General features: G+C 45.4%; 11 protein-coding genes. 7 read left to right on the top strand and 4 right to left on the bottom strand.

Features of this window, described 5'->3' with window-relative positions; genetic code table 11:
* Nucleotides 1-180: 180 nt before the first annotated feature.
* The 3 genes from AAC033_RS05010 to AAC033_RS05000 are packed head-to-tail and all read left to right on the top strand — an operon-like array spanning nucleotide 181 to nucleotide 5,875.
* Entirely contained in the window at nucleotides 181-1,359 is a 1,179-nt protein-coding gene (locus tag AAC033_RS05010) for an HlyD family efflux transporter periplasmic adaptor subunit (RefSeq protein WP_339736046.1), read from the top strand.
* Nucleotides 1,343-4,546, top strand: a complete 3,204-nt coding sequence (locus AAC033_RS05005) for an efflux RND transporter permease subunit (protein WP_339736044.1) — start codon at nucleotides 1,343-1,345, stop codon at nucleotides 4,544-4,546. The genes AAC033_RS05010 and AAC033_RS05005 overlap by 17 nt, the downstream gene beginning before the upstream one ends.
* A 39-nt stretch (nucleotides 4,547-4,585) precedes the next feature.
* Nucleotides 4,586-5,875, top strand: coding sequence for a TolC family protein (locus AAC033_RS05000; protein WP_339736042.1), 1,290 nt, complete (start codon nucleotides 4,586-4,588; stop codon nucleotides 5,873-5,875).
* 149 nt (nucleotides 5,876-6,024) lie between these two features.
* Here the strand turns inward: AAC033_RS05000 and yiaK are convergent, their stop codons facing one another.
* Nucleotides 6,025-7,044: a 3-dehydro-L-gulonate 2-dehydrogenase gene (gene yiaK, locus AAC033_RS04995; RefSeq protein WP_339736040.1), complete on the bottom strand. Its 1,020-nt coding sequence runs from the start codon at nucleotides 7,042-7,044 to the stop codon at nucleotides 6,025-6,027.
* Between the two features lie 104 nt (nucleotides 7,045-7,148).
* Entirely contained in the window at nucleotides 7,149-7,943 is a 795-nt protein-coding gene (locus AAC033_RS04990) for a DUF1080 domain-containing protein (RefSeq protein ID WP_339736038.1), read from the bottom strand.
* 440 nt (nucleotides 7,944-8,383) lie between these two features.
* Between AAC033_RS04990 and AAC033_RS04985 the strand changes: the two genes are divergently transcribed.
* Nucleotides 8,384-9,427 carry an ATP-dependent 6-phosphofructokinase gene (locus tag AAC033_RS04985; protein WP_339736036.1) on the top strand — a complete coding sequence of 348 codons (1,044 nt, stop codon included), beginning with the start codon at nucleotides 8,384-8,386 and terminating at the stop codon, nucleotides 9,425-9,427.
* A gap of 916 nt (nucleotides 9,428-10,343) precedes the next feature.
* On the opposite strand, the gene AAC033_RS04980 is transcribed toward AAC033_RS04985, so the two are convergent.
* The gene (locus AAC033_RS04980) at nucleotides 10,344-11,054 is read right to left on the bottom strand and encodes a response regulator transcription factor (RefSeq protein WP_339736034.1); all 711 of its coding nucleotides are present in this window, start codon (nucleotides 11,052-11,054) and stop codon (nucleotides 10,344-10,346) included.
* A gap of 93 nt (nucleotides 11,055-11,147) precedes the next feature.
* The gene (locus tag AAC033_RS04975; protein WP_339736032.1) at nucleotides 11,148-12,512 is read right to left on the bottom strand and encodes a HAMP domain-containing sensor histidine kinase; all 1,365 of its coding nucleotides are present in this window, start codon (nucleotides 12,510-12,512) and stop codon (nucleotides 11,148-11,150) included.
* 204 nt (nucleotides 12,513-12,716) lie between these two features.
* Between AAC033_RS04975 and AAC033_RS04970 the strand changes: the two genes are divergently transcribed.
* The 3 genes from AAC033_RS04970 (at nucleotide 12,717) to AAC033_RS04960 (ending at nucleotide 16,130) form a co-directional block, all read left to right on the top strand.
* Nucleotides 12,717-13,808 (top strand): DUF1573 domain-containing protein, encoded by a 1,092-nt coding sequence (locus tag AAC033_RS04970; RefSeq protein ID WP_339736030.1) that lies wholly within the window; start codon nucleotides 12,717-12,719, stop codon nucleotides 13,806-13,808.
* 97 nt (nucleotides 13,809-13,905) lie between these two features.
* The gene (gene meaB / locus AAC033_RS04965) at nucleotides 13,906-15,036 is read left to right on the top strand and encodes a methylmalonyl Co-A mutase-associated GTPase MeaB (RefSeq protein WP_339736028.1); all 1,131 of its coding nucleotides are present in this window, start codon (nucleotides 13,906-13,908) and stop codon (nucleotides 15,034-15,036) included.
* Nucleotides 15,033-16,130: a TlpA disulfide reductase family protein gene (locus AAC033_RS04960; RefSeq protein WP_339736026.1), complete on the top strand. Its 1,098-nt coding sequence runs from the start codon at nucleotides 15,033-15,035 to the stop codon at nucleotides 16,128-16,130. The genes meaB and AAC033_RS04960 overlap by 4 nt, the downstream gene beginning before the upstream one ends.
* The last annotated feature ends 29 nt before the right edge of the window (nucleotides 16,131-16,159 follow it).

Below are 16,159 nucleotides of genomic sequence, written 5' to 3'. Positions count from 1 at the left end.
TAATCATTGTTTGATATTGCACACTACATTTGTAGCCTGTTGTTTGTCTTTCCAGAAAGACGGATCATTCCCGATTTTTTAATAGGTTTGCAACCCGCAAAATTAAACAGGTTTTTAGAATGGGAATTTCTATCTGAGTTTTGTTTTAATGAACGACTTAAAAACAATTAACAGAATAACATGAATTGGAGAAAAATTACTTTTGTTGTTGTAGCCCTCATTGTTTTGTTGGGCGGATCCGCACTGTTGTCAAAACTTTTTATTTCGATGAAGCCGGAAGCTGGGACCCGCCCCGAGGTTGATGTAAAACGCTACGTGGCTGCCCAGCCTGTTGCTTATAGCGACATTACGTCGGAAGTGACTGCGCAGGGCAGGGTAATCTCAGGTAACGAAGTCGTATTGATTGCTGAAGCTGCTGGAAAAATTGAAGCCGGACAAGTGAGCCTGAAGAAAGGCGCGTCATTTAAAAAAGGGCAGCATTTGGCGACCATTTATAAAGATGAAGTTGAGTTGGAACTAAAAAGTAAGAAAAGTATATTTCTGAACAGTCTGACCAATATTTTACCCGATCTGAGAATTGATTTCCCGGATAGTTATGAGGTATTTTTGAAGTTTTTTAATGAAATTGATCTGAATGAAGAGCTTCCAGAACTGCCGGAATACGAAAATGAAAAATTGAAAATATTCCTTGCCAGCCAAGGTATCTTAAACGATTACTACAGCATTCGGCAAAATGAGAAGCGGCTGGAACGCCACTCAATGTATGCACCTTTTGATGGTACATTTACCGAGGTGAATTACGAAGTAGGCGCTTATGTGAATACCAACGGGCAGATAGCCAAAATGATTCGTACCGACTTGCTGGAGCTGGAAGTACCGGTGGAGAATGAATTTTCAAAATGGATTAAGCTGGGCGACCGGGTAAAGGTGATCAAAAGCGGACAGAGTGAATTGTACGGAACAGTGGTAAGGAAGGCTGCTTTTGTAGACCAAAACAGCCAGTCGAGGAGTGTATTCGTGAAAGTAGATTCGAAAGCCGGAGCCGAAATGCTGACTGGTGAGTACCTGTCGGTTGAGTTTCCAGGCTATCCCATCAAAAATGCCATGGAAATACCACGCAGCGCGGTGTTCAATACCAACACTGTTTTTACCGTTGCCGACGGTTATTTGCAGAAAAGACAAATCAATATAATTAAAGTCAACACGTCAACCTTAATTTTTGACGGGCTGGAAGAGGGTACTTACCTGGTTACCGAAGCACTGATCAATGTAAAGGAACGCACGCCGGTTGAAATACTGGGAGCTCAGGCGAGTGGCAATACTCAAAATGAAAAGCAGCAAGATGAGAAAGGCAGTTGAAATTTTTGTACGATTTCCGTTCTATGCTAACCTGATCATCGTATTTCTGCTGGTTGTTGGTGGGTTAAGCATGTACACCATGAAAAAGTCTTTCTTTCCGGAAAGGCCGTCAAAAAATATTTACGTTTCGGTATTCTATCCCGGAGCTTCACCCGTTGAAATGGAGGAGGGCGTCACCTCCCGTATCGAGGAAGCCGTGCGCGGAATTCCCGGGATTTATGAAATCACTTCTACTTCATCCGAAAACTCGGCCCGTGTGCAGATTGAAATCACCGGCGACATTGACATTGATGAAACCCTGATTGAAGTCAAAAATGCTGTTGACGGAATTTCCTCTTTCCCCTCGGCTGCCGAACGTCCCATTGTATTTAAGCAGCGTACCACCTCGCGAGCCCTGTTCCTGCGAATGTCGGGCGATGTTGATTTGATGACACTGAAAGAATACGCACAGCAGGTTGAAGAGGAACTGCTGGCCTCTGGTAAAGTGAGCCAAGTCGATATCTACGGATTTCCTCAGTTGGAAATTTCGGTCGAGGCGCCTGAGCAAAATTTGCTGCGCTATGGTTTGACATTTAGTGATTTGCAAAATGCCATTTCGCAGAACAACCGCGATGTTTCCGGCGGCGAAATCCGCTCCATGAAGGAAGAGCTGGTTATTCGTCTGCGTTCCCGTAGCGCTGATCCGAACAAAATTGGCGACATTGTATTGCGTGCCAATACCGATGGCAGCCTGATCCGGATTCGCGATGTGGCCGAGGTGAAAAAGAAATTTGCCGATGTGCCCACCAAGAGTTTGCGCAAAGGCAAACCGGTCATCACCATTAGTGTTTCGAAGTTGATTGTTGAAGATCTCGAAGAAATAGACAAATACGTTCACGCTTATATTGAGGAGTTTAATGCCGAGCATCCCGGGGTGGAAGTGGGGGTTACCTTTTCCTTTCTGGAGTTGCTGCACAGCCGGCTCGATTTGTTATACACGAACGGATTGCAGGGACTCATCCTGGTTGTCATTGCCTTGGCATTGATGCTGAGTACCCGTCTGGCGCTTTGGGTTGCCTGGGGAATTCCCGCTTCATTTCTGGCTATGTTTATTGTGGCCAACCTGATGGGGGTTACTATCAACATGATTTCCCTATTCGGAATGATCCTGGTGATTGGTATTTTGGTAGATGATGGGATTGTGATTGGCGAAAACATTTTTCAGCATTTCGAAATGGGTAAAAGTCCGATGCGGGCGGCCATCGATGGTACCGTTGAGGTTATTCCGGCGGTCGTCACTTCTGTGTCCACTACCATCATTGCTTTTTCGCCTTTGTTCTTTATTACCGGGCAAATGGAAATGATGCGTGAAATGGCCTTCATCGTCTGTCTGAGTTTGTTCTTTTCGCTTTTCGAAGCTTTTCTGGTTCTACCGGCCCATATTGGTAATGCAAGTGTGCTGAGCGAAAAAAGCATGAAGTCAAGGGAAAAAGGTTTTCGGAAATACTCCGAACGAATGTTTAACTGGTTGCGCGATTATGCGTACGATCGGGTTTTGAAACTTATTGTTCAATGGCGATATATTGTGATCGGGGTTCCTTTGGCCATGGTGTTGATTACCGCTGGCCTTTTGGGCGGACAGATCATTAAAACCACTTTCTTTCCACGTATGGAGTTTGATTCGTTCAATATCAACCTGGCTTTTACTCCGGGGCAGGGCGAGGAACAAACCATGGTTTACCTGCAACGATTTGAAGAAGCTGTGTGGGAAGTGAACGATGAGCTAAAAGAAAAATACAACGATTCGATCGATATTATTGACAACGCGTTTGTGAATATGGGAACCGCTTTCGATGGGCAGGAAACCGGTGCACATGCCGGAAATATCAATGTCTTCCCACGAAATTCAGAAGAAACCGGCATCAGCACCTACGAAATCATTAACATGGTGACCGAAAAAGTGGGGCCTGTCCTTGAAGCCGAGAAATTTACCATCGGAGCGCAGGGGCGTTTTGGCGCTCCGGTGTCAATTAGCTTGCTTTCGCGAAATATTGAGGAGTTGGAATTGGGCCGCGATTTTCTGATGACCAGGCTGGAAGAGATGCCCCAGTTGAAAGATGTGGTGGACAACAACGCTCTGGGAAAACAGGAAGTGCGCCTTAAATTAAAACCAATCGCCTACATGCTTGGGCTGGATGAGGCTACCATTGCCAACCAGGTTCGGCAGGGTTTCTACGGGGGACAGGCCCAACGCATTCAGGAAGGTCGTGATGAACTGCGAATTTGGGTACGTTACCCGAGGGAAGACCGTACATCGCTCGGACAAATGGAACGCATGAAAATAAAGACTGCGGCTGGAGAGTATCCGCTGGCCGAATTGGTTGATTACAATCTGGAACGCGGCCCGGTAAATATCCAGCGTTTTAATGGGAGGCGCGAGATTCGCGTGAGTGCTGAATTGTCGGATCCGGATGCTTCGGTAACCGAGATTTTGGAGCAGATTGAAGCCAGCGTGATCCCGGAGCTCGCAGCGCTTCATCCCGGAATTCAAATTGAATACCAAGGACAACAGAAAGAAAGTCAACGAAATATGGGTGACATGATGATTTATTTCCCAATGGCTTTTCTGATTATTGTGTTCATCCTGATGATTAATTTTAAATCCTTTGAGCAGCCGTTGTTGATTTTAATTATGATTCCACTAGCCGTGCTTGGCTCAATCTGGGGACATGGAATTCATGGTAAACCGGTTTCGATATTGAGCTTGTGGGGTATTGTTGCACTCACTGGGGTGATTGTCAACGATGCCGTGGTCTTTCTGGCAAAGTATAATTTACTAATTGAGCGGGGGATGAAAGTCCGGGAAGCGATTGTGGAGTCAGGAAAAAACCGTTTGCGGCCGATCATTCTGACCACATTGACCACTTCGTTTGGCTTGTTTCCGCTGGTTCTGGAAAAAAGTTTTCAGGCGCAGTTCCTGATTCCGATGGCAATTTCGCTGGTTTACGGTGTGGCTTTCGGAACCTTGTTTATTTTGCTGTTTTTTCCGGCACTGATAATGATTCTGAATGATTTCCGGCGGGTGACTCATCAGTTGTGGCACGGTCGCAAGTTCGAAGCCGAGGAAGTTGAGATTGCATACCTGCACAGCTTGAGGAAACTGGAGAACGGCGACAAAAACGTGGATTCTGATAAGCAAATCAAATAATTTGAAAACACTTTTATGCTGAAAAATAGAACTGGCTTTATGAAACGATTAATGATAGCGGTGGTTTGTATACTTGCAATGTTTTCCGCACAGGCTCAGACAGCACTGAGTCTGGAGGAAGCAATCAGCAAATCACTTAAAAATAATTACGATATCACGCTGGTGAAACAGGATCAGCGAATTGCTGAGATTAAAAACAACTGGGGTGAAGCTGGACGCTATCCGTATATTGGCGTTGCGCTTGGCGCCGACTATGCGTTAAACGACAACGCAACCGAAGACTTCATCCAAAACCGGTATTCGGGAGGGCTAAATCTGAACTGGACGCTGTTTGATGGTTTTGCCGTAAATATTAGCAAACAACGCTTTGCCGAGCTGGAAGAGCTTTCGAAGCAGAATACGGCCATCATGGTTGAAGGAACGATCCAGTCGGTGATTTTAGCTTATTATTCGGCATTGCTCGAGAAGGAACGTCTTAACGTGCTGAAAGAAGTGATGTTGCTTTCCGAAGACCGCTTTAGCAGGGCCGAGCAACGGAAGGACTTTGGGTCAGCGGTGACCTTCGATGTGTTACAGGCCCAGAATGCCTACCTGACCGATAAAACCAGTTATCTGGCTCAGGAAGTGGCCCACAAAAACGCTTTGCGTGACCTGGCTTTTCTCATGGCCGACAAAAGCAATACAGCTTACGAGTTGAACGATACGTTTGAAGCCATTCCTATCGACTATAGCCTGGCTGATTTGAACAGCCAGATGATTGCCAACAATAAAAGTCTGAAGAATCAGTACATCAGTCAAAATTTATTGGAAAATGCCATTATGGCCGCTAAAAGTTCCTATTACCCAACCCTGTCATTTTCCGGTGGAGCAACACACACACGTACCGGCAACGATTATGAAAATAGTGGAATATCCTGGACCAATCTGAACAATATGTATGGCAACTTCACTTTGAGCTATAACCTGTTTAGCGGGGGAAACCGCAAAAGAGCGCTTCAGATTGCCAAGCTTGAAGAAGAAAGCGGATTGGTTGCCCTGGAGCAAATGCAGCATGACCTGGATAATAAGCTGGAAAACTTATACGAGTTTTACCTGGTGAGGAAAGAGTTGTTGAGCGTAGCCAACGAAAATCTGCAAGCTGCCCGCCTGAATTTTCAGATTGCCAAGGAAAAGTTTGAAAACGGATCCATCAATTCTTTCAACTTTCGCGACGTGCAGTTGATATACCTAAATGCGGCTTTACAGGAACTGCAAGCGGTTTATAATTTCATTGATACCCACACGGCCTTGCTTCGCATGGCAGGTACTATTATTCAGCAATACGAATAACAGCAAAACACCGAATCTGTCGGGGGTTGTGAAAGAGTCATTAGTGGTCATTCTTTGTCATTGAATAGTCATTGAGTTGTTTAAAGCAATTAAGACGGATCAGTAAAATACTTGATGCGATTGGTCACAATGAAGAGTCTTTCTTCCTTTTAAAGGTTTTGAATTTGTTGCCAAAGGTCAGTGTCAACCGGGATTCCTTTAATTCTGTTTATTCCGCGGGTAATCAAAACGCGTTGGCCCGGATAGCGTAACGAGCTTTCCGGGCTCACTTTTTCAGCCGACTGGAAATCATCAAGTACAGCCTGGATTGTCTGCTCCATCGCCGGAAAATTATCAAGCTGTTTTAAATCAATGGCAATAAAAACCTGCGACACGCCATATTCCGCTTTGTTTTGCCGGCTAAGTGCTGAGGTGGATAGTCCTGCCGAGAGCAAGGTCGCCAGTAAATCAAGCAGCAGCGAGAGGCCGGCGCCTTTCCAGTAGCCAACCGGCAATGGGCGTCCCGATTCAAGTATTTCGGCAGGCTTGGTACTAAATTGATTGTGCAAGTCAAATCCACCGGGCAGGGGAAGTTCTTCGCCCTTCTTTTGCAGATCTTCCATTTTTCCGTACGAAAATTGCGACAGGGCCATGTCCAACACAATCGCTTCATCCTGGTAGGGAATAGCAAACACCAGGGGGTTGTTTCCGAGCTTACATGTTTTGGCGCCCCACGCCGGTAAGTTGGCAATGGTATTGGTCCAGCCAATAAACGCGAAGCCTTCCTGGGCGCACTGCCAGCCATAGGCTCCGCCGCGCATCCAGTGGTTGGTGTTGGCCAGGGCAACTAGCCCCAGTCCGTTTTCGCTGCCCAATTCCATGGCGCGCCCCGTAGCCTGCACCGCATTGCTTGGTCCGGGAGCCAATTGGCCGTCCCATTGTTCAATAGCACCAATTTGTGCGGTTCTTTTTGGATTTGCCCGCGGATTGATGTATCCTTTTTTGGCGTAATCAACAAAGCGCGGAAAACGATTGACGCCGTGTGAATAAATGCCATCCAGACTGTTGCCGGCAAAAATAGCGGCACATGTTTTCGCTTTTTCTTTGGGAAACTTCAACTGAATCAGCACTTCGTAAAAGCGTTGCTTCATTATTTCAAACGGAACATGAGTGATGTTTTTGTCAGGCATAGGTCTCAGGTCTTAATAGCTAAAATAAAACTTTGTGATGAAAGTATGAAAAACAAAAAAGGGCTGCAACAGCAACCCTTTAATTATCTCATTAAAAATGAATGTTACATTTCTTTGATCTTGATGTTTTTGAACCAAACATCATTTCCGTGGTCTTGCAGGGCGATGTAACCTTCCTTGGGTACATTGGCCCAGTCTTCATTCAGGCCCGGGAATTTACTGTCAGCCACCAGCGCGTTCCAGTCGTCAGTCCATAAGTGGTATTCGACAACCACTTCGCCATTTTGCTTGTGGACAACTGTTCCCTGGTAGCAAATGATTTCGACACTGTTCCATTCGCCGGCAGGTTTTGCGTTTTGTGGCTTGGCAGGAATCAGGTCGTACAACGATCCGGCCATGCGGTTGCCATCTTTCCCGAGCATGGCGTCCGGGTGACGCTCGTTGTCGAGGATTTGCATTTCAGGAGCAGTTTTGTAGATTGGCCAGTCTTCAACTTCCTCGCCCAGGTAGAAAATACCGGAGTTTCCGCCTTCTGAAATCTTCCACTCGAGCTTTAGCTGGAAGTTTTTAAACTTTTGGTCGTACAAGATGTCACCACCATCTTCTGCGCCAGCTTCCCCTTCGCCCGAACCTTTACACATCAAAGTTCCGTCAACAACTTGCCATCCCGTTGGGAAATGGTCTTTGTTCACTCCACGCCAGCCTTCGGGTGTTTCTCCATTAAAAAGAAGCACCCAGCCCGCTTCTTTTTCGGCGGCTGTTAGGGTATTGTCGGCAGCGGGCTCTTCAACCTGGGCTGACTTCTCATCGGTAGCCTCTTCGGCTTTTTTAGTGCCAGAATTGCAGGCAGTTGCAGAAAGCAAAACCGAGGCACACAGTAGCAAATAAACTCGTCTCATAGGTAATTAAATTTTAGGTTATCGATTTAAATTAAAATGAATTCGAAATAATGGTACGAAATTAATAAAAAACTTGTGGATTTCCAGTATCGGATTGCTGCAAGCACGGGGCAGTCCGATAAAAAATTGATTCGGGTTGTTTCAAGACGGACAATCGACAGACTGGTTTTGTCTGCTGATTAGTAAACAAATGATCGAAAATTGATTAAAGCCTTCATGCCATTGAGGCCGAACGTGGACAGACAAGCTCCGTATGAATCGAATTTTTTCTGTCAAAAGCGAATTTCTTTTAGTAATTTAGAATGAAATTTTAACCGTCACACTTGCGTGGCAATTTCAAAAATTTGATTGTATGAAACGAGCATGTTTGATCAACGCAAAAGAAAATGATTAAAGTGTGAGTTCCATATGATTCAATAGAAAACAAACAATTTAATCATATGAATAGTCAAAAACCAAAGCGAATTGGGATTTTAACTGCCGGGGGCGATTGTCCCGGACTGAATGCAGCCATTAGGGGAGTTGGTAAAACCGCTATTGTCGATTACGGGATGGAAGTTGTCGGGTTTACTGCCGGATTTTCGGGGCTGATTGAAAAGGATTATGTTGAGCTGAAAGAGTCGCATCTTTCCGGGATTTTAACCTTGGGAGGAACCATCCTGGGAACTTCAAGGGAAAAACCTTATAAAGTGGTCAAAGACGGGGAAAATGACAAACCCGAATTGATCAAGCAAAACTACCAGGAGCTGGGATTGGACGCGCTGGTTTGTATTGGTGGCAACGGAACCATGAAAACCGCCAGCCGCTTGCATGAAGAAGGGCTTAACGTAGTGGGTATTCCAAAAACCATCGATAATGACGTGTGGGGAACCGATGTGACGTTCGGCTTCGATTCGGCCGTTCAAATAGCCACCGAAGCCATCGACCGCCTGCATACCACGGCTAACTCGCACCAGCGGGTCATGATTATTGAAGTCATGGGGCATCACGCAGGGTGGATTGCCCTGTATGCCGGAATGGCCGGTGGTGGCGACATTATTCTGATTCCCGAAGTCCCCTATAACATCCGCTCGGTGTGCAAAAAGATCGAGCAGCGTTACCAAAGCAATAAGCCCTATTCGATTGTGGTAGTAGCCGAAGGTATTGAACATCCGAAGAAAGTTTCGGCCGCCGCACATGTGGGAGAGGCCATTAGTACCTATACCGGCATTGAAACCAGGGAAACGGTTTTGGGCTACGTTCAGCGAGGTGGAAGCCCAAGCCCGATGGACCGCATTTTAGCCACCCGCTACGGCTCGTTTGCCGCGCAATGCATTGCCGAAGGCAACTTTGGAACCATGGTGGCTATGAGAGCCAACACGTTAACCACTGTTCCCTTGGTGGAAGTTGGCGGTAAGCTGAGCCTGGTTGAAGCTGATAACTCCCTGATCCTGAAAGCCAGGAAGATGGGCGTTTCGTTTGGCGATGAATATGAGTTGATGTAAAATGCAATAATTTTGATGAGAGATAAATCCCTGCCTTGTTGGTGGGGATTTATATTTTAAGTTATCTGAGCTTGTTCACCTTCCCCACCGCTCATGACCGATTCGCTCAAACGTGGAGTACTGGCGAGCCGCATGAAAACAGACTACGCGGTCGAGCCGGAAAAAATTGATCCGAGTACAACAAACCTCTCGTCTGATGGGCTTGTTTGGCTCCGGGCAGCGTATATCGCAGAGCGGATAAAGGCTCAGCCAAATGCGATTAACCAAAAACGAGTGCGAGTAAACCGACATTCAGTCCGAGTAAGCAAAAATGCTGGTCGAGTAGTACTCGGACAGCTAAAAACCCTACTCGAAGAACAAGAAACTTTACTCGGCTGCTTTCAGACCCTACTTGAAAGGCCCAGAATCCTACTCGGGCTTATGAAATCCTTACTCGCCCAGTCTCAGTTGTAATCCCGACTGCTTTTTGAAGCAGCCCGCCGTGAAAATATAGAGCTAAAGCCCAGCTTGCTTCGTTGCAACGGCCCGGCCCTAAAGAGCCGGGTTACTGACTGGTGTGGTCCACACCGTCAGCGGAAGAAAGATGATGAGCTCCATCAGTAAGCCCGAAATGATTTGGCATCATAAGGGCGATCAATCACCCGCCCCAGAGTCATCCAATGGGAAGGCAGAGACAGCATCAGTAAACCACTGATTTATCCGGGGGAGACAAAATAGCCCAAACCTTATTCAAAGTTGATCGCTGCTTTTCTTACAGGTCTTCCATTTATTTTATACAATAAATTAATAAGGATTCAACCGGATTCTGAGGTTAAAACACCGACAGCAGGAATCGTAGGATTTTTGATAATTGCATTGACTATTTCGGCATTTAATTCGGCATATAACACAAAGAGGTTAAAAGATTCTTGTTGGGTCACCTTTTCTCAACGGGTGCATTAAACCGGAAGCCGATGCCGTGCAGGTTAATGATTTTGATATCGGGGTCGCTTTTCAGGTATTTGCGCAGGCGCGAAATAAATACATCGAGGCTTCGGCCCAGGTAATAATCGTCCGATCCCCACACGTTTTTCAGAATATCTGAGCGGCTCAATACGGCATTGGAGTGTTCGCAAAAATATCGTAATAACTCGGCTTCCTTATAGGTGAGGGTGCGTTTCTCATCACCATGCTGTAGGGTCAGGTTGTCAAAAAGAAAGTCGAAATGGCCCACTTTGCAGCTATTCACCTCATCCGATTCGAGCTCATCGGTATGGCTTCGTTTCAAAAACACTTTGATACGAAGCAGTAACTCTTCCATACTGAATGGCTTGGTAATGTAGTCGTCCCCGCCAATGGTAAAGCCTTTGATTTTATCTTCGGTCATGGCTTTAGCCGTTAAAAACAGAATGGGAATAGACTGGTCTTTTTCCCGGATTTTTTTGGCCAGCGAAAAACCGTCCAATTTGGGGAGCATCACGTCAAGCAGGCACAGATCGAACGGATTTTTATCGAAGATCTCGTAGCCTTCCTGCCCGTCGCCCGCTGCTTTTACGTCGTAGCCTGCTTCTTCTAAATTATCACGGATGATGAAGTTGAGGGTTTTGTCGTCTTCAACCAAAAGAATTTTTTTACCGCTTAGTTCCATAGTTAACTGCTGTGAGTTATTTATTGTCGTGTTTCGAGTCTTTAACAATTCATGGTAGAGACAACACGGAAAATAATAAATAGGTCCGTGACCTTATTTTGGGATTGTAATCGTAAATATACTTCCTTTTGGCGAATTATCAGAAACTTCAATTTCCCAATGATGCCTTTCAACAATCTTCCTGACGTAATCGAGCCCCAAGCCAAATCCCTTTACATTGTGAATATCGCCGGTTGGAATCCGGTAAAAGCGACCAAATATTTTCTTGCGGTATTCCTTGGGAATGCCAATGCCATTATCAGCAAATTTGAGTTGAATGTGCTTTTTGGTCTCACTCAATTCAACATCAATTTGTGGTGCTTCGTCGCAATATTTTATGGCATTATCTAGAATATTGAAAATGACATTGGAGAAATGCAGTGCGTCGGCCTGGATTCGCCATTCTTCTACCTCGCTGGTAAAGTTAATCGCGTATTGGTGCCCGTTCTGACTGGTTTTAAAATCGGCAATGCTCTTTCGCACAAACAGGTTTAACTCAATCATGGTCAGGTCGAGCTTTAGCCGTTGTTTTTCGATGCTGGCCATCAGCAGAACCTTATCTACCTGGGCTGATAGGCGCTGGGTTTGTTCGCTAATAATGTTGGAGTATTCCCGCAGCCGGTTGGGATGATCTAAAATACGCGGGTCGGCAATCACCTTGGACGAGAGATCGATTGAGGCGATTGGAGTCCGAAACTCGTGCGTGAGGTTGTTGATAAAATTTTTCTGGATTTCGCTGAGCCGCCGTTGCTTGAAGATGACGAACAAGGTATAGCCGAAAAACAAAATGACAATCAGCAAAAAACCATTGACTACATACCATGCGTGCACCTGGCTGCTGTAATACTTGGAACGGTTTGGAAAAGATACGCCAAAATAATAGGTGTACTTTTCACAGGTGGGCAGGCCGCATTCCTTTTTTGCAGTCTGTGTTTTATAGTGTTGTTCGAACAGCGCATCCTCTGCATCGCATTCATCCGACTGCTTGCTCACCAAGAGCGTGCTGGTGAGGCTGTCATTCGTCTCCATCAGGTGTTTTCCGTATACCATCTTTTCGTTTTCGCAATCGTAAATGGCGAACTCAAAATCAACTTTCAGGTTGTGGTTTTTGAACTCCTCAATTAAAAAATGTTCGAGTAAGCCCGGGTGAATATCTTCGTTTACATTTACCACATAATAGTTGTTCGAAATTTGATCTACCGCATTGGGCAGATCCACTTTCGGTTCCTTTCCTTTTACTTTTTGATTGTACGAAACCAGCTTGTGAGCCACAACATTTAAGGCCTGGGTAGTTGATTCATGAAACTTCCTTTCGTTTAAATTAACCGTATTTCGAAGAAAGAAAAATTGAATCAGAATAATGCCCAAAACCGAGAATGTAGCCAATATAATGACATATCTTATCGTGTTTCTTCCCATTCTTTTTCGCTTACGCAATTGACAACCACGAAACTACGTATTCTTTTGAAAAAGATCCATCCATTAACAGTTCATTAACAAAAGTTAGTGATGTATTAACAGCGATGAGATAGAAGCTTTTATAGATTTGTTGCCGTATCGTAAATTCATTCGGGATTGTTATCTTTGATCGTGAATTTAATACCTTATTCTAAATTATCGGTTATGAAAAATATTCTCTTTCTTTTAGTCTTGTTTTCCTTTTCCTTTGCTACGGCTGGGATAGGACAAACGGTACAAGCTAAAATTGATTTTGAAACACTGGAGCATGACTTTGGTTCCTTTAAAGAAGAAGCTGGCCCGCAAACTTACAGTTTCAAGTTTGTAAATAATGGTGCATCCCCATTGATCCTGAACAATGTTCGGGCATCCTGCGGTTGCACTACTCCGCAATGGACGAAAGAGCCTGTAGCTCCGGGACGTGAAGGGTTTATAAAGGTGAGTTATGACCCGCGTAATCGGCCGGGCCCATTCAATAAAACGGTAACTGTTTCGTCGAATGCTGAAAACGCAACGGTGGTTTTAAGAATTAAAGGAGCCGTTGAGCAGCGTGAGAAAACATTGGCCGAGCAGTATCCCCGCGAAATTGGGCCGCTGCGCGCAAAAACCAACCAGCTTTCATTTGTCAAGATTAATGAAAGCGAAGTAAAAACCGAGGAGCTGGAAGTGGTCAACGATACCGATCAGCCTGTGAAAATTGAGTTTAAAACCCCTCCATCGCACTTAACAGCAAAAGCGGTTCCTGAAACGGTTCCTACCAAAGGCAAAGGAAAGATTGTTGTGACCTACGATGCCAAGCAGTTGAATACCTACGGCTTTATGATGCACCGGATTTATTTGAATATCAATGGCGAGTCAAACTACCGTAATTCTATCGGAGTATCGGCCACGATTGAAGAAGATTTTTCTGCGCTGTCAGCCGAAGAACTGGCTAATGCACCCGTTGTTTCTTTTAATGAAAAAGCCCACGATTTTGGTGATATCAACCAAGGCGATGCGGTAGAATATACCTTCACCATTAAAAATGAAGGGAAACGCGACCTGATTATTCGCAATGTGAAAACATCGTGTGGCTGTACGGCGGTAACGCCGGAGAAAAAAATTATTTCTCAGAATGAAGTGGTTCCGCTAAAAGTCAAATTTGATTCCAAGGGAAAACGCGGACGCCAAAACAAATCAATCACCGTAATTACCAATGATCCTAAAAACCCCACGACCATTTTAAGGGTCTCAACGAACATTAACGTCGCCGGATAACAACAAAACGATAAGAATTGAAAGCCGCTTCATATTTTTGGAGCGGCTTATTTTTTTGTTGTTCAGGTATGTTTTACCTTCGTATAAATTTTTTTACATGATAGCAGATCACGATTACCATCATATCGAAAATGATGGCCAATGTAAAGGGCTGAATGTCAATAAGGGGATCGATAAGCCAGAGACGTTTAATGAGGATTCGATCCGGCGTTTTCTGAAACATAAGCGCAAGAAAACGATGACAGCCGACGCCTATGTGGAGGGTGTTTTAGCCGGCAATATTAGTACGCTTAGCCAGGCTGTAACCTTGGTTGAAAGTTCGAAAAAGGAACACCAGGAGATTGCCAGTGAAATCATCACCCGATGCCTGCCTTACAGCGGAAAGTCGTTGCGTATTGGCATTACCGGCGTGCCAGGAGTAGGCAAAAGTACGTTTATCGAATCGATGGGTAAGTTTATTACCCGACGCGGCGGAAAGCTGGCGGTATTGGCGATCGATCCCAGCAGCGAGCGCTCCAGGGGAAGTATTCTGGGTGATAAAACCCGCATGGAAGAATTATCCTCCGACGCAAATGCCTACATCCGACCTTCGCCCTCAGCAGGCTCGTTGGGGGGGGTGGCCCGAAAGACCCGCGAAACCATTGTGCTTTGTGAAGCCGCAGGCTTTGATACCATCTTTATTGAAACTGTTGGTGTGGGCCAAAGCGAAACAATGGTTCATTCGATGGTCGATTTCTTTTTGTTGCTCATGCTGGCTGGTGCCGGCGATGAGCTGCAAGGCATCAAGCGCGGCATTATGGAAATGGCTGATGCCATCACCATCAATAAAGCTGATGGCAATAACATTGAAAAAGCGGAGATGGCCCGTGTGCAGTACCTCAATGCTTTGCACCTGTTTCCACCAACCGATTCGGGATGGACGCCTAAAGTGCTGACTTGTTCCGCCTTTCATCATATTGGCATCGACAAAATTTGGGGCACCATTGAGGAGTACGTCGAATTAGTGAAAAAAAATGGTTATTTTCAGCACCGACGAAATGAGCAATCGAGGTACTGGATGTATGAAACAATTAACGACCGCTTAAAGTCTGATTTTTACCAGAATAACGACTTAAAAGATATAACGGCAGCCTTTGAACAGAAGGTACTTGAGCAGGAGATGAGTTCATTTGTCGCTGCTCGCGAATTATTGGAAAACTATTATCAATCAAAAAAAACTAACAAATGAGAAATTTAGGTTTATTTGTTCTTGTGTTGCTTTTCATTGCTGGCTGCCAAAGCAATTCAGCAAAGTATCAGGTTAGCGGCACGGTTGCCGGGCTTGATTCGGCCATTGTCTATTTGGTGAAAGCCGAAAATGGCCAGGCAGTGACTACCGACACAACCGACTTGGTCGAAGGGAAGTTCAAATTTGAAGGAAGCATCACGGTTCCTGAACTGCATTACTTGCGCCTGGGCGACCGCGAGTATTTTGCCCAGTTCTTCCTTGAAAACACCAAAATAGAGGTACTGGCGAACAAGGACAGCTTGCGTAGCACCAAAGTGACAGGTTCGCCTTTGACCGATACGTTTAATGAGTATCTGGACGAAGTGCAGCTGATGAATGAGAAGGTTAACGAATATCAGCAACAGTACTCAGCGGCAGCAGCTTCCGGGAACCAGGATGAAATGGATCGGATTCGCATTGATGCGGAAGCGACCAACCAAAACATGCAGGTTTACGCTAAAAACTTTGTGAAAGAACACAGCAATTCCATTGTTGCTCCATTTATTACACTCACGCAGCTGGCCCAGCAATTGGAGTACTCAGAATTGAAAGAGCTGGTTGATTTGTTTCCGGCGGAGCTCGACTCATCGGTGTACACCCGGCAGTTAAAAGAGTTTGTAGAGCAAAAAGGAAGGACTGCCATTGGCACCAAGGCTCCTGAATTTACTATGAATGACCCAGAAGGCAACCCCGTTAGCCTGGCTTCATTTCAGGGGAAATATCTGTTGCTCGACTTCTGGGCGGCCTGGTGTGGCCCCTGCCGTCAGGAAAATCCAAATATTGTCAGCGCTTACAATAGTTTTAAAGATAAAGGCTTCGACATCCTTGGTATTTCACTTGATCGCGATAAAGCGGCCTGGCTGAAGGCGATTGAAGACGATCAGTTGGCATGGACTCAGGTATCTGATTTGAAGTACTGGCAAAACGAAGTGGCCCAAATGTATGGGGTGAATTCCATCCCTCATTCTGTGCTGCTCGACCCGCAAGGAGTCATCATTGCTAAAAACCTGCGCGGACAGGAATTGCATGATAAATTAGCTGAGCTATTGAATTAACAAGGCAATCGATACGATGTGTCCTTCAT

Source organism: uncultured Sunxiuqinia sp., assembly GCF_963974515.1.
Classification (GTDB): Bacteria; Bacteroidota; Bacteroidia; order Bacteroidales; family Prolixibacteraceae; genus Sunxiuqinia.
Note: the sequence above shows the minus strand (reverse complement) of the source record. Positions and strands in the feature narration are given on the sequence as shown.

Excerpts from the sequence above, each read along its gene's own strand:
- AAC033_RS05010 (WP_339736046.1), top strand. The coding sequence starts at position 181 with ATGAATTGGAGAAAAATTACTTTTGTTGTTGTAGCCCTCATTGTTTTG.
- AAC033_RS05005 (WP_339736044.1), top strand. The coding sequence starts at position 1,343 with ATGAGAAAGGCAGTTGAAATTTTTGTACGATTTCCGTTCTATGCTAAC.
- AAC033_RS05000 (WP_339736042.1), top strand. The coding sequence starts at position 4,586 with ATGAAACGATTAATGATAGCGGTGGTTTGTATACTTGCAATGTTTTCC.
- yiaK (WP_339736040.1), bottom strand. The coding sequence starts at position 7,044 with ATGCCTGACAAAAACATCACTCATGTTCCGTTTGAAATAATGAAGCAA.
- AAC033_RS04990 (WP_339736038.1), bottom strand. The coding sequence starts at position 7,943 with ATGAGACGAGTTTATTTGCTACTGTGTGCCTCGGTTTTGCTTTCTGCA.
- AAC033_RS04985 (WP_339736036.1), top strand. The coding sequence starts at position 8,384 with ATGAATAGTCAAAAACCAAAGCGAATTGGGATTTTAACTGCCGGGGGC.
- AAC033_RS04980 (WP_339736034.1), bottom strand. The coding sequence starts at position 11,054 with ATGGAACTAAGCGGTAAAAAAATTCTTTTGGTTGAAGACGACAAAACC.
- AAC033_RS04975 (WP_339736032.1), bottom strand. The coding sequence starts at position 12,512 with ATGGGAAGAAACACGATAAGATATGTCATTATATTGGCTACATTCTCG.
- AAC033_RS04970 (WP_339736030.1), top strand. The coding sequence starts at position 12,717 with ATGAAAAATATTCTCTTTCTTTTAGTCTTGTTTTCCTTTTCCTTTGCT.
- meaB (WP_339736028.1), top strand. The coding sequence starts at position 13,906 with ATGATAGCAGATCACGATTACCATCATATCGAAAATGATGGCCAATGT.
- AAC033_RS04960 (WP_339736026.1), top strand. The coding sequence starts at position 15,033 with ATGAGAAATTTAGGTTTATTTGTTCTTGTGTTGCTTTTCATTGCTGGC.